This window comes from Streptomyces sp. NPDC051563 (genome assembly GCF_044454225.1).
GTDB lineage: Bacteria > Actinomycetota > Actinomycetes > Streptomycetales > Streptomycetaceae > Streptomyces.
The window spans coordinates 121,815-135,563 of the sequence record NZ_JBITDL010000020.1 but is presented as its reverse complement, the minus strand read 5'-3'; the positions used below and the strand labels follow the sequence as shown (position 1 = coordinate 135,563).

10 protein-coding genes are annotated in these 13,749 nt (G+C 73.4%); 7 read left to right on the top strand and 3 right to left on the bottom strand.

The genetic code is table 11. From position 1 onward, the window contains the following. Positions 1 to 4 precede the first annotated feature (4 nt). The 5 genes from ACIA8F_RS24455 to ACIA8F_RS24435 all read left to right on the top strand — a co-directional run bounded on the left by ACIA8F_RS24455 (position 5) and on the right by ACIA8F_RS24435 (position 7,956). Positions 5 to 3,649, top strand: a complete 3,645-nt coding sequence (locus ACIA8F_RS24455) for a DUF5682 family protein (RefSeq protein ID WP_399381803.1) — start codon at positions 5 to 7, stop codon at positions 3,647 to 3,649. After that, entirely contained in the window at positions 3,646 to 5,430 is a 1,785-nt protein-coding gene (locus ACIA8F_RS24450; RefSeq protein WP_399381801.1) for a hypothetical protein, read from the top strand. The genes ACIA8F_RS24455 and ACIA8F_RS24450 overlap by 4 nt, the downstream gene beginning before the upstream one ends. Before the next feature lie 521 nt (positions 5,431 to 5,951). Beyond that, complete coding sequence (locus ACIA8F_RS24445; RefSeq protein ID WP_399381800.1) at positions 5,952 to 6,689, top strand: dienelactone hydrolase family protein; 738 nt, start codon at positions 5,952 to 5,954, stop codon at positions 6,687 to 6,689. Between the two features lie 147 nt (positions 6,690 to 6,836). After that, complete coding sequence (locus ACIA8F_RS24440; protein ID WP_399381798.1) at positions 6,837 to 7,019, top strand: hypothetical protein; 183 nt, start codon at positions 6,837 to 6,839, stop codon at positions 7,017 to 7,019. Between the two features lie 355 nt (positions 7,020 to 7,374). Next, the gene (locus ACIA8F_RS24435; RefSeq protein ID WP_399381796.1) at positions 7,375 to 7,956 is read left to right on the top strand and encodes a YdeI family protein; all 582 of its coding nucleotides are present in this window, start codon (positions 7,375 to 7,377) and stop codon (positions 7,954 to 7,956) included. Between the two features lie 116 nt (positions 7,957 to 8,072). Here the strand turns inward: ACIA8F_RS24435 and ACIA8F_RS24430 are convergent, their stop codons facing one another. Continuing rightward, on the bottom strand, positions 8,073 to 8,831 hold the full coding sequence (locus ACIA8F_RS24430) for an SDR family NAD(P)-dependent oxidoreductase (protein ID WP_399381794.1): 759 nt from the start codon (positions 8,829 to 8,831) through the stop codon (positions 8,073 to 8,075). A gap of 153 nt (positions 8,832 to 8,984) precedes the next feature. Between ACIA8F_RS24430 and ACIA8F_RS24425 the strand changes: the two genes are divergently transcribed. Continuing rightward, positions 8,985 to 9,878 carry an AraC family transcriptional regulator N-terminal domain-containing protein gene (locus tag ACIA8F_RS24425; protein WP_399381792.1) on the top strand — a complete coding sequence of 298 codons (894 nt, stop codon included), beginning with the start codon at positions 8,985 to 8,987 and terminating at the stop codon, positions 9,876 to 9,878. A 68-nt stretch (positions 9,879 to 9,946) separates the two neighbouring features. Here ACIA8F_RS24425 and ACIA8F_RS24420 read toward each other — a convergent pair whose 3' ends face one another. Beyond that, a complete protein-coding gene (locus ACIA8F_RS24420; protein WP_399381790.1) occupies positions 9,947 to 11,122 on the bottom strand; it encodes an alpha/beta hydrolase family protein in 1,176 nt (391 codons plus the stop codon). Between the two features lie 228 nt (positions 11,123 to 11,350). Continuing rightward, positions 11,351 to 12,811, bottom strand: a complete 1,461-nt coding sequence (locus tag ACIA8F_RS24415) for an MFS transporter (RefSeq protein ID WP_399381788.1) — start codon at positions 12,809 to 12,811, stop codon at positions 11,351 to 11,353. Positions 12,812 to 12,971: 160 nt separating this feature from the next. Here ACIA8F_RS24415 and ACIA8F_RS24410 point away from each other — a divergent pair, with 160 nt between their 5' ends. Further along, on the top strand, positions 12,972 to 13,619 hold the full coding sequence (locus ACIA8F_RS24410) for a TetR/AcrR family transcriptional regulator (protein WP_399381866.1): 648 nt from the start codon (positions 12,972 to 12,974) through the stop codon (positions 13,617 to 13,619). The last annotated feature ends 130 nt before the right edge of the window (positions 13,620 to 13,749 follow it).

The window sequence follows — 13,749 nt, the reverse complement described above, 5'->3', positions numbered from 1 at the left end:
CGCCATGACCGTTCCGTACCCGGCCGCCGCCACCTCCGCGGAAGCCTCCGCCTCCACGGCAGCCGCCCTGCCCGACTCCACCGCCCCGGGCATGACTCCGGACGAGGCGGTGGCGGCCCTGACCGACCCGGCCGCCCCGTACCTCATCGGCGTGCGCCACCACGCGCCGTCGCTCGCCGCCGTCATGCCGGAACTGCTGGACGCGGCGAAGCCCGAGGTGCTGCTCGTCGAGCTCCCCGCGGATCTGCAGGAGTGGCTGCCCTGGCTCGCCCACGCCGACACCCGGGCCCCCGTCGCCCTGGCCGCCGTCCCCGCCACCTCCGGCAGGGACCGCGCCGGGGACGGGCTCGGGCCCGCCTTCTACCCGTTCGCCGATTTCTCGCCCGAACTCGTCGCCCTGCGCTGGGCCGCCCGCCACGACGTCCCCGTGATCGCCTGCGACCTTCCGCTGTCCGACCCGGCCCGGCACGAGCTCCGGGGCCCGGCCGGGACGGGCCCCGAAGGACCCGGGCTGCGCGAGGCGCTCACCGCACGCCTCACCGGCCGCCCCGGCGAGGACCTGTGGGACCGCCTGGTGGAGACCTCCGCCCCCGGCTCCCCGCCCGAGGCCCTGCGCCGTGCCGCCCTGCTCACGGGCTGGGCACTGCGCCACGACGCCGAACGGGCCGGGGCGGTCGCCGGGTCCGACCTGGCCCGGGAGCACTGGATGCGCGCCCGGATCGACGAGGCCACGGCCGCCGGCCGCCGGGCCGCCGTGGTCGTCGGCGCCTTCCACACCCCGGCGCTGCTCGGCCCCGGGCCCGGCCCGGTGCCGCCCGCGGACGCCCTCCCCGGCGGTCCGCCCTGGACCGTTTCCCTCATCCCGTACACCTATCCGCTGCTGGACGAGCGGTCCGGCTACCCGGCCGGCATCCGCGACCCCGAATGGCAGCACCTCGTGCTGGAAGCGGCGGGCCGTCCGGCCGCCCTGTACGAGGCACTGCTCACCACCGCCGTACGGATCTGCGGCGAACTGCGCGCGCAGGACCACCCCTCGGGACCCGCGGACGCCCGCGAGATCGTCCGGCTCGCGGGCGACCTCGCCCGGCTGCGCGGCCTGCCCGCGCCCGGCCGCGGCGAACTCATCGAGGCCGTGCAGACCGTACTGACCCAGGGCGAACCGCTCGGCCGCGGACGCGCGGTCGCCCGATCGCTGGAACGGGTCCTGGTCGGCACCCGCTCCGGCAGGCCCGCACCCGCCGCCCCGCGCAGCGGCCTGGCACCCGCCGTGGAGGACGAGGTCGCGGCCCTGGGCCTGCCCGGTCCCGCCGACACCGGCCCCGCCGCCCGCGACCTGCGCCTCGACCCCTTGCGCTCGGACCTCGACCGCAGCCGAGAACTCCTGCTGCGCCGCCTGACGGTCTGCGGCATCCCCTACGCCACGTCGACCCCCGTCACGGGCGCCGGCGCAGGCGAGGCCGTCACCACCCGGTGGGAGGTGCGCTGGACCCCGGCCACCGCCGCCATGCTCACCGCCGCCGGAATCCGCGGCGTCACCCCGGCCCAGGCCGCCGAAGGCCTGCTGCGCGAACGACGCCGCGCCGAACAGGACGACGGCGGGCCCACCGCCGCCCAGAGCATCGAGGGCCTCGCGGAAGCCGCCGCCTGCGGCCTGCCCGCGCTGGCCGACGAACGCCTCACCGAACTGGGCGAGGTCGTCCCGGCCACCGGCACGCTGCCCCAACTGCTCTCCGCCCTCGGTCTGCTGGACCGGATCCGGGCCGGCCACGTCGCCGGACTCGGCCCGGACCCCGACCACGCCGCGCGGTCGGCGGCGGCCGGCGAACTGCTCACCTCGGCAGCCGTCCGCCAGGTCGACGGCCTCACCGGCTCCGACGACCCCGACGATGCCCGGGCACTGCTCGAACTCGCCCACCGCGCCGACGTCTTCGGCGGGATCAGGCTCACCGACGCCCTCACCCGACTGGCCTGCGACGGCTCGCCGCTGATGTCCGCAGCGGCCGGAGCCGTCCGCGTCCTGCTCGGCCACGAGGACGCCCACGCCTTCGGCACCGGTACCGCGTCCTGGGTGGACGCGGCCACCGACGCCGCCACCCGGACCGCGCTGACCGCCCGCCTCACCGGCCTGCTCACCGCGGCAGGCCCGCTCCTGGAGACCATGGCCCCCGTCCTCGACCCGGTACTGGACCGGGTCACCGACCTCGCGGACACCGACTTCCTGGACCGTCTGCCCGCACTGCGCGGCGGATTCGACACCCTCAGCCCCGCCTCCCGCGACCGGCTGCTCACGGCCGTCGAAGACCGGCTCGGCGACGCGGCCGGCCCGTTCACCGACACGGACGGCATCGACCCGGCCGCGCTGGCGCTGTGGACCGGCGCCGACCTGGCCGCCCGCGCGACCCTGGCCGGGCTGGGCCTCCTGCCCCCCGCCCTCCCGGCGGACCCCGATGCCCGCGGACCGTACGCGACCCCGCCTCCGGACGGCCGTCACGGCCCCGCCCCATCCGGGGCCTCGGCCGGGAAGGACGCACCCGCGCCGGAGTACATCCTGGCCCCCGCCGACCGCTGGCGCCTGGTGCTCGGCCGCCGCACCGACCAACTGCCCCCCTCGGCGGCGCCGCTGGCCACCGCGCTGGACGAGCTGTACGGCAACGGCCGTGGCGAGGGCTCCCGCGGCGATCTCGGCGCGGGCCACCGCGGCGGCCGGCAGGCACCCTACCCCGGCGTCCGCGAATGGTCCGAGGAACTGTCCGCCCTCTTCGGCCCCGGCATCCGCGAGGAGGTCCTCGCCGCGGCCGCCGCGTCCGGCCGCCGCGACGTCCTGGGCGAACTCGATCCCGCCGACGTCCGCCCCTCCGTCGACCTGCTGCGCACGGTCCTCCAGCACGCGGGCGGCCTCCCCGAGGCCCGGCTCGGCGCCCTGCGCCCCCTGGTCCGCCGGCTCGTCGACGAACTCACCCGGCAGTTGGCCACCCGGCTGCGCCCCGCCCTGACCGGCATGACGCTGCCCCGCCCGAGCCGACGCCCCGGCGGACGGCTCGACCTGGCCCGCACCCTGCGGGCCAACCTCGCCACCGCGCGCCGGACCCCCGACGGCAGCGTCCAGGTCATCCCCGAGCACCCGGTCTTCCGCTCCCGGGCCCGGCGCGCCGCCGACTGGCGGCTGATCCTGGTCACCGACGTCTCCGGCTCCATGGAGGCCTCCACCATCTGGGCGGCCCTCACCGCGGCCGTCCTGGCCGGGGTGCCCACCGTCTCCACCCACTTCCTCGCCTTCTCCACCGAGGTCATCGACCTCACCGACCACGTGCACGACCCGCTGTCCCTGCTGCTGGAGGTACGGGTCGGCGGCGGCACCCACATCGCCGCCGGGCTGCGCCACGCCCGCACTCTGGTGACCGTGCCCTCCCGCACCCTGGTCGTCGTGATCAGCGACTTCGAGGAGGGCCATCCGGTCGGCGGGCTCCTCTCCGAGGTGCGCACCCTCGTCGGAGCCGGTTGCCATGTACTCGGCTGCGCGAGCCTGGACGATGCGGGCCGCCCCCGGTACTCGACGGGCGTCGCCGGGCAGCTCGTCGCCGCCGGGATGCCGGTTGCCGCCCTCAGCCCGCTCGAACTCGCCCGCTGGGTAGGGGAGAAGATCGCATGAACCGGCAGACCCCGCACCTGCCCGCCGTCGCGCCCGCCGTGACCGCCGAGATCGTCGGCGCACTGTCGCCCAGGCTGCGCAAGCGCCTCGACGCGGCCATCACCAAGATCACCGACCGGCCCGTCATCCGCGACGGCGACACCGTACGGATCGCGGTCGACGACGAGACCGGCCTGGAACTCCACGCCCCCGCCGGGGTGGTGACCACGGCGGACGCCATCCGCTGCGGCTGCCTGCTCGCCCCGGACTGCCTGCACCGGGCGGCGATCGCATCCGCCGCGCCGGTGGCCGACCCGTCCTCCGAGCCGTCCTCCGCTTCCTCCTCCGCCCCGGACGCCGGGCAACAACCGTCCCCCGGCCACGACGCCGGAGCCCCTCGGCCGCCGGAGGCCGACGAGAACACGGCCACCCCCGAGCAGCGTGCCGCGGCCCGCTACCTGTGGGCCGCGGGCGCCGCGCTGCTCGATACGGGAATCGAAGGCGCCGGAGCCGTCCTGCAGTCCGAACTGCTGCGGGCGGCCCACACCGCCAAGCTCGGCGGCCTGCCCCGCCCGGCCGCGGCCGCCGTCTCCGTCGTCACCGCGCTGCGCTCCGCCCGCTCCGCCGACCCCGCTCACCGCCTCGCCGACCTCACGGCAGCCGTCCTCGAACTGCTCGCCGCCGCCCACCGGCTGCCCGACGCCACCGGCCCCGAACTGGCAGCCCTGCGCGGCACCGCCCGGCAGACCTACGTACCGGACGGATCCCTGCGCCTGTACGGCCTGTTCACCGAACCCCTGATCACGGCCGGCGGCTACGCGGGCGCCATCACCTGGACCGCCGCCGCCGACGGCCGCCTCCACACCGTCTCGGACATCGCCCCGGGCGGCCCCGGCCGAGCCACGGCGGCGGCCGGGCGCACCGTACGCCTGGGCGACACCGCGCTCACCCACCGCCAGTTGTCCCGCGCCGGGCTCGCCCTCTCGGGGGCCACCGTCTCGCCCACCGGCCGCCTCGGCGCGGGCGCCGGGGTCAAGGCGGTCCAGGCGGCGGGCGCGGCCTGGACGGAGGAACCCATCGCCGCCCTGTGGGCCCGGCCCGCATCCGCACAGGCCGCGCGCGCCCTGCACTCCGAAGCCCCCGGTGCCGACCTGCTCTTCCTCGACGTGACGATCCTGGGCCCCGCCCGCGAAACCGGCGGCGACTGCCTCCTCGCCACGTGCGAGGACCTGACGCTCCGCCTCACCGCGGCCCACGACCATCCCGCGCTGGCGTACCGCGACAACCTCCGGATGCTGACAGCCCTGCCCGGTACGCGCCTGCGCGTCGTCGGCCGCCTCGTTCCGGACTCCCGGCCCACCCTGCAACTCCTGGCGGCCGCCCATCCGGCGGATCCCGCCCGGCGCGTCGACCTGGGCCTGGACCGACTGCAACGTGCCGACCTCCCCGCCACCCCGCCGCCGCCCGCCGCACAGGCCCCCACCGGCGGCGGGGCTGATGCGGCCCCCCTCCACCTCCTGCGCCGCCGCCTCGAACAGGCCGTCGCCGCCGGACGCCCCTTCCTGTCCGTCCCCGGATCGCTGACGGCCGACGCCGGGCAGCTGCGCCGCTCGGCCTTCCCCACCGCCGCCGACCTTCTGGCCGAGCTGCAACGCACCGCGACCCGGCGCGCCCGCGACCCCTTCGGCCGCCTGCTCCCCGCCGACCCGACCGACTTCGCCCGCGCCTGGCTGGGCGCGGCCCTGTACGCCGACGCGGCGGACACCGCGCTGTGTGCGGCGGCGTGGCAGCCGGACCGGTGAGAGCCAGGACGGCGCCGGTGCGGTCCGGGGCCGGGCATCACCCGCAACCACCCGGCACGCACGCTCCCGGCCGACAGCACCATCGAGCGGCTCCAGCAGGCGCTGCACCGGGTACCGCTCGGCACTTCCTACCGTGTGCGGGTGGAGTAGTGGGGGCTGCGGATGTGCCGGGGGCGTGGTGGCATCGGTGGGGTGAAGGATCCATTCGCTTGTGATGAGCCGGCTCTCCTGGCCCGGGCAGGGACCGTGGACCGGGCTGCCGCGCGCCGCTCCGTCGCCTCCAGGGCCGTCGGTGCCGCCGATCTCGACGTTCTGCTGGACATCCTGGGGCTGAGGCCCGAGGACGACCCTCCGGAAGAAGGCCGGCCCTGACCGGACGGACCCGGGCGTCGGGGAAGTGAGCGTGCGGCGTGCGGCGTGCCTACGGGGGAATGGCCGGGTGGCAGAGGGACACCTGCGCTGTTCCGCCGGCGGCAGAACAGCGGCCGGACCGGGCCCGACGGTCACTACGGTCCCGTCTCATGACGACGATCACGACGCGTACGGTCGAGTACGCGGCCGACGGCCTGACGATGATCGGGCACCTCGCGCTCCCGGCCGGTACCGACCGCCGGCCCGCGGTGCTGCTCGGACCCGAGGGCATGGGGCTCAGCGACGTCGAGCGCCGCCGCGCCGACGCCCTCGCCGAGCTGGGATACGTAGCCCTGGCCTTCGACCTTCACGGCGGGCGCTACCTGGGCGATCCCGAGCAGATGCTGGCCCGCTGCCTGCCCCTGCTCGCTGATCCCGACCGGATGCGGGGCATCGGCCACGCCGCGCTCGACGTGCTGCGCACCGAACCGCGCACCGACCCCGACCGCATCGCCGCCGTCGGCTACGGCACCGGGGGAGCCATCGCACTGGAACTCGGGCGCGACGGAGTCAACCTGCGCGCGATAGGGACGGTCAACGCGACCACCACAGGCCGACCGGGCGAGGCAGCGCGCATTCGCTGCCCGGTGTGGGCCGGGGTCGGGTCGGAAGACCCGATCATGCCGCCGGAACAACGGAACGCGTTCACCGCCGAGATGCAGGCAGCGGGCGTCGACTGGCGCCTCACGGTCTACGGCGGCGCCTTGCACGCCTTCCACCACCCGCCGGTCGACCATCCCACGGTCCCCGGCGTCGGCTACCACCCACAGCACGCACGACGAGCCTGGCGCGACCTCGTCGACCTGCTCACCGAGTGCCTGCCCGTGACGGAGGACCGGGGAGCATGACGGAGGAAGACTGAACCCGACCTCAATGCGTTGCGGGTCTGTGTACCGGGGGCAACCCCGTACACAGACCCGCTCGCACGAGGCGATCAGGCCGCTCGGCAGGCCTATCGCGACAGGATCTCCGACGTCCGGGCGAACCACGAGGACGTGCGGCAGGGGCCCTACAACCCGGACGGCGGCGGCTCCGACGACTACTTCTTCTACCGCAAGGGCGAGGATCTGTTGATCACCAAAGCGGACGGCGAGTTCGTCACCCTCTTCCCCATGGACAAGGGTCCGACCAAGTGGTACTCGAATGCCACTCCGATGACCTGCGGCTGCAAGAAATGAGCGACCAGCAGATCTGCGCCCTCCAGGGAGCGACCCTTATGGCCGCCTTCGCCCTGAGGTGCTTGCCCGAGGGTGATGATTGGCGGGCGGAGGGGATCGAGCTGGTCCTCGCGTCGGGCGGCTCCGTGGTGCTGTGGAACGGAACCGATTGGACGCTGAAGGTCTCGGTCGGCGGTTGGCCCGCACTGCCCGACTGGGCCCGGCCTCCCGAGGCCTGGCTGTTCGAGCCGCTCGCCGATCAGGTCAAGCCGAAGCTCAAGCAGACCCCGTTGGAAGCCGTGTATTTCGGCGGCCTCGGGACTGCGGGTCGGATAGAGGTCAGGAACTGTCCTATATCGCCTCTAGGCTGCAGTTCATGCAGAAACACGAGGACGGCGTCGAGATCCTTGTCCCCGCGAGCCCGGCCGAGCTGGAGGCGTGGCTCGAGGAGCATCACGGGGAGCGGACCGCGCTCTGGGTCAAGATCGCCAAGAAGCACACCGGCATCCCGTCGCTCACCTGGGAAGAGATGGTCGACACGGTGCTCTGCTTCGGCTGGATCGACGGTCTGCGGCGCGGCTTCGACGACACGTACTTCCTGCAGCGCACCACACCCCGCCGCCCCCGCTCGCCCTGGTCACAGGTGAACGTCGACAAGGCCGAGGCCCTGATCGCCGAGGGGCGGATGCGCCCCCGCGGCCTCACCGAGGTCGAGGCGGCGCGTGCGGACGGTCGCTGGGTGACGGCATACGCTTCGCAGAAGAACGCCACGGCACCGCCGGATCTCGTCGAGGCGCTCGACGCGAACCCGGCGGCGCGGGCGTTCTACGAGACGCTCGGCAAGTCCGACCGGTTCGCCCTCTACCTCAGCCTTGTCACCGCCCGCACCGAGAAGACCCGACTGGCCCGCCTGGACCGGATGATGGCGGCGATGGCGAGGTCGGAGCGGCCGACATGATCAACCGTACCGGCGGGCCATGAGGCCGGCCAAGGAATCCGGTCGGAGCTCGCGGTCCCGGTTTCCGGTCGGAGCCCGCCGAGCGGACGTTGGTCCGGTACTCGGCCAAGCCCCGGCTAGAGGTCGTAGCCGCCGGAGACCTCGATGTTCTGGGCGGTGACCCAGGCGCTGTCCTGAGAGAGCAGGGTGGCGATCATCGCACCGACGTCCTCGGGCTCACCGACCCGGCCGAGGGCGGTCCGGGCCGCCAGGGCCGGGATGACCTCGGGGAACCGTTCGAAGGCGTCACCGCCGAGGCGCGTGCGGGTGGGCCCGGGGGAGACGGCGTTCACCCGGATGCCCCGGACGCCGAGTTCCTTGGCCAAGTAGCGGGTCAGCACATTGAGGCCGCCCTTCATCGAGGCGTAGGCCGAGTAGCCGGGCTCGGGGCTCGCCGCCGCGGCCGAGCTGCTGCTCGTAAGGACGATCGCTCCGCCGTCCGTCATCAGCGGCAGCAGGCTCTGGGTCAGGAAGTAGGGGCCCTTCAGGAGGACCCGCACCAGGCCGTCGAAGAGCTCCTCGGTCGTGTCCTCGAACATCGCCATCTGGGCGGAACCGGCGTTGTTGACGAGGTGGTCGAAGGTGTCCCGCCGCCAGGTGGTGTGCAGTGCGTCAGTGACGGCCCGGCGGAAGGCGGGGAAGGTACCGGTGTCGGCCAGGTCCAGGGGCAGCGCGACGGCGGTGCCGCCGTCCTTCTCGATCGCGGCCACGGTGTCGAGCCCGCCCTGCTCGTTCCCGCCGTAGGTCAGGATGACCCCGGTTCCCCGCCGGGCGATCTCGATCGCCGCGCTCCGCCCGATCCCGGAGCTGGCACCGGTGACGATGGCTACCTTCATGATGATCCTCCTCGGCCGTCCATGGACTCTCTGCTGCCTTCATCTCCATTCAATGACTTTGACCTGCGAGGACGCTAGAACGATCCGATCGATGACTTGCACGATCCTCCTGCCAACGGGAATCAGCGATCGGTGGCGTGCTGGAATGGGGGCATGTGCCTGGAAGAGCTCCGCACCCTGCTGGCCCGGCACGCCCGGGCCGACTGGACCACCCCGATCGACGGGGTCCTGATCTCGAAGGTGGACCGGTCCGACCCGCCGGCCCCCTCGACCTCCGGGACCGTGCTGGCCGTCATCGCCCAGGGCACCAAACGCCTCGCACACGGCGACCGGATCTTCGAGTACGGGGCGGGACAGTACCTGGTCGCCTCGGTGGACCTGCCGGTCACCGGTCAGTTCATCGGAGCCACTCCGCAGTTCCCGGCCCTCGGGTTCGGTCTGACCCTGGAGCCCTCCGCCGTCGCCGAGCTGCTGTTGCGGGCCGGGCCCGGGGACACCCCGCGGGGCGGTGGGACCGCACGGCCCGGCATCGCCGTCAGCGACGCCCCGCAGGCGCTGCTCGACGCGGTGGTCCGACTGCTGCGCCTGCTCGACGAGCCCCGCGACCGGACCATGCTGGCCCCGCTGGTGAAACACGAGATCCTCTGGCGGCTGATCACCGGGGAGCAGGGCGGCGCGGTGCGCCAGCTCGGTCTCGCCGACAGCAGTCTCAGCCATGTCTCGAGGGCCGTGCGCTGGATCCGGGAGCACTACGCGGAACCGTTTCGCGTGGAGGACCTGGCGCGGCTGTCCGGGATGAGCGTCTCCGCGTTCTACCGGAACTTCCAGGCGGTGACGGCGATGAGCCCCATCCGGTTCCAGAAGCAGATCAGGCTGCAGGAGGCCCGGCTGCTGCTCGCCACGCACCCGCGCGATGTCACCGGGGTCGGGCATCAGGTCGGGTACGACAGCCCGTCGCAGTTCAGCCGCGAGTACCGCCGCCAGTTCGGTGCACCTCCCAGCGAGGACGCGACCTGCCTGCGCGCACCCGCCCCCGCCCTGCCCTGATCGGCGATGCCCGGGGGGATCGACCGGGCCGGGCCCCGGCCCCGGTGACCGTGTTCCGCGCTCTCCGGTCAGGGGGTGTGGAAGCGGACCTCGGGCGTGTCGGCGGACGGGCCGTCGAGGACGGGCCGGGGCAGGCCGCGCAGATGCTGGTCGAGGAACGCAGCCACGTAGCGGCGGGTCAGTTCCACGGAGCGGGTACCGGGCAGCGGGGCGTCCGGGTCGGGCAGGCCCAGCTGGTCACCGATGACGGGGAAGTCGGTGAAGGTGAAGTGGCCGGAGTCCGCGAAGGTGAGCCAGCGCTTCCAGCCTTCGAGCTTGGGCCATTCCCGGTCCCAGGAAGTCATGTCCCCGCCGGGGGCGTTGTTCTGCGCGCCGATCAGCATGAACGGGCGCCCGCTGAGTCCGGCGTCGGGGACGGGGGTGTGGAAGCCCCCGTCGAGATTGATTCCGGCGCGGATTCTGCTGTCGACGGCCATGGCGGCCACTGCGGACGCCCCGCCGATCGAGTGGCCGGCCATCGCGATGCGGCCGCGGTCGATCACGTCGGCGTGGCGCCAGGCCGGGCGGGGGCCGGTGAGCCGGTCGAGGAGGAAGGACGCGTCGAGGGCGCGGGTGTCGGTCACCTTGCGGTAGCCCGCCTCCCCGCCGGTCTGTTCGCAGGCCAGACAGGTGAGCACCCGGCCCCCGGGGAAGGCCGTACCGACGCTTTCGTAGGCGTGGTCGACGGCGGCCACGACGTAGCCGCGCGAGGCCAGGTCCTCGGCCAGGGAGGTGAGGGTGGCCCGGTGGGCGGTGAAGCCCGGCGAAAGGATCACCAGGGGACGACGGCCGTCGACGGGCCGGGCCCCCGGCCTGGAGTGGGTTTTCGTGCCCGTCAGGGTCTCCACCGGGATCGCCCGGTCCAGTCCGCGGGAGATGAGCAGATTCCGGGCCTCCTCGTCGGTGAGGTAGCGCCCGGGGGCCGCTCCGGTATGGGGCCGGGCCGGGTAGCTCATGGTCACCATGAGCTCGCGCGGACCCGATCCGGACCACGGGTCGGTGCGGCTGCGGTCCACGAGGTGGAGGGTGTCCCGTCCCACCGGGAACGGTCCGGTGGGACGGGGGAGTTCCGGCGCGGAGGTACGGGGGCTCTGCGCCCCGGGGGCGCTGCCGGGCGCGGCCGCGATGCTCGCGGCGGCGAGCGGGAGCGGCAGGAGCAGGGCGAGTAAGGCGCAGGCGGTGACGGTGATTCTGCGTCGGTTCATGGCGACGAGGCTATGCAGGCCGTCCTGGCGGATCGTCACCGTTCAGGAGGACCGCCCCTCCCACCTCAGGAGGGTACCGCCTACGCCCGAAGTCGCATTACTGGCAGCGCCGTTGATGTCACACCGGCCTCGCGCTTGCGCTGGTCGACCTGGTCGCCTGGTCGCCGCCGCCGTCCACGATCCCGCCCCCGTCCGGGCACGGTTGCACCCGCCCGTGAGCCGCGGGTGTCAGGCGGGCTCTTCGGTGGTGCGGGAGTCGGTGAGCGTGAGCGCGCCGCCCGCCGCGATCAGGCCGACGACGGCCGCCAGCACGGCATAGGTGATGCGCTCGCCGTGGAAGAACGATGCCACGAGCTCGGCGCTCCAAGTCCCCTCGGGGAGCTGAGTGGTGACGAGCACGGCGATGAGGGTGCCGACGACGGCGGTGCCGATGCTGCTTCCGACCTCCTGGGCGGTGTCGTTGAGCGCCGTGCCGATCGACGTGCGGTTGCTCGGCATGGCGTCGACGAGGGCGATGGCACAGATGGTCATGACGGTGCGCAGCCCGATGGTCATCACGATCATGCAGAGGGCGATGGCGAAGTAGCCGTGGGAGACGCCCCACGAAAGTCCCGCCAGTGAGCCGGCAAGGCAGGCGGCGCCGGTGAGGCAGGCGGTGCGGTGGCCGAACCTTCCCGCCAGCCATTCGGACAGGGGCGTCGCCGCGATCATGGTCATGATGATCGGCAGGTTGGCCAGGCCGGCCCGTACGGGGCTCCAGCCGTAGGCGTACTGGAAGTGGAGGATCAGTCCGAACATCACGGCGGCCATCGCGATGGACGTACCGATCTGCGCGATGGCGGCGCCGCGGACGGTGCCGTTGGAGAAGAGGCGCAGGTCCAGCATGGGCGAGGTGCTGCGGTGTTCGTGCCGTACGAACGCGATGCCCGCGCCGACCGCGCCAAGGACGGACGCGAGCGTGACCGCGGAGAGCCAGCCGTGCTCGACGCCGCTGGTCAGCGAGTAGCAGGCGAGGCCGATGGTGGTGACGCTCAACGCCGCGCCCGGCAGGTCGAGCTTGTCGCGGGTCAGGTCCTGCGGCCGGTCGGCCGGGACGCCGAGGCGGACGCCGATGGCCGCGATCAGCGCGATCGGGGCGTTGACGATCAGGAGCCACTGCCAGCTGACGTGGGCCAGGGCCGTGCCGCCCAGCAGCGGGCCCAGTACGAAGCCGGACATGCCGACGATGATCATCAGCGTCATCGCGCGCATCTGCAGCTTCTTGTCGTCGAACAGCCGGAAGACCAGCGAGTTGGTGATGGGGGCCATCGCCGCGGCGGCGATGCCGAGGCCGGCGCGCAGGGTGATGAGCTCGCCCGCGCTGTCGACCGCGACGACGCCGAGGCTCAGCAGACCGAACACCGCCAGGCCGACCAGCAGTACACGCCGGCGTCCCAGCCGGTCGGCCATCGATCCCGCCGTCAGCAGCAGGCCGCCGAAGGTCAGTGAGTACGCGCCGGTGACCCACTGCAGTGCGGTCGTGCCGCTGCCGAGGTCACGTCCGATCGTGGGCAGCGCGATAGAGAGCAGCGTGTTGTCGACCATCTCGACGAAGAAGGCCAGGCAGAGCGCGGCCAGGGGTATCCATGCCGCGCGCAGGGACGGATAGGTGCGTGGCGCGGCGGCCTCGGTGGCGCTGGTGGTGGTCATGGCGGCCTCCTCTCGGAACGTCGCCGACGATCGAACGACGTTCGACAATAGAACGAGGTTCGATAAATCTGCAAGCTGTGATTTGATGGGCACCATGACAGGCCCGCGCCAACGCCCCGCCGACCGTCCTTCCCGAGGACGCCAACGCGCCTCGCACTCCATCGAGACCGTCCTCACCGCGGCCGTGGCCCTGCTCGACGAGGCGGGCGAGCCGGCGCTGACGCTCCGTGCCCTCGCGGCGCGGCTCGGTACCGGAGTCGGCAGCATCTACTGGTACGTCTCCGGCAAGGACGACCTGCTCGACCGCGCGGTCGACCATGTGCTGGGCGGGGTGCTGACCGCCATCGAGGGGCAGACCGGCAGCGCGGATCCGATCGACGACCTGCGCGTGATGGCCGTCAGGATGTTCGACGCGATCGTGGACCGCCCCTGGCTGGGCGCGCGCTTCATGCGCAACATCGACGTCCAGGGCAACTCGCTGCGCCTCTACGAGGAACTGGGCCGCCAGACACTGCGCCTCGACCTCACACCACGGCAGCGGTTCCACGCGGTGTCGGCGATCGTGGGCGTCGTGGTCGCCAACGCCGCCGACATGGGCCAGGAGCCGCCCCAGCAGGTACTGGACGGGACCGTGGACCGCGACGAGTTCCTCGGGCGCTACGCCGAGACGTGGCGTGCGCTCAACGCGCAGGAGTATCCCTTCGTGCACGACATCGTGGAGGAGTTCGACGGGCACGACGACAAGGAGCAGTTCCTCGCAGGCCTGGAACTGACCCTGGCAGGCCTCCGCCTCCAGGCAGGAGCCTGAGCCTTCCGCACCTGCTCCTCTCGGGAGAAGGTTCTTGGACGGCGCGCTGACGGCGGTCGCGGAGCTGGTGTCGAAGGCGGTGCGCCCTCGGCCTGCCGGGACTGCGACAGGTCGCCGTCCTTGAGCGGTC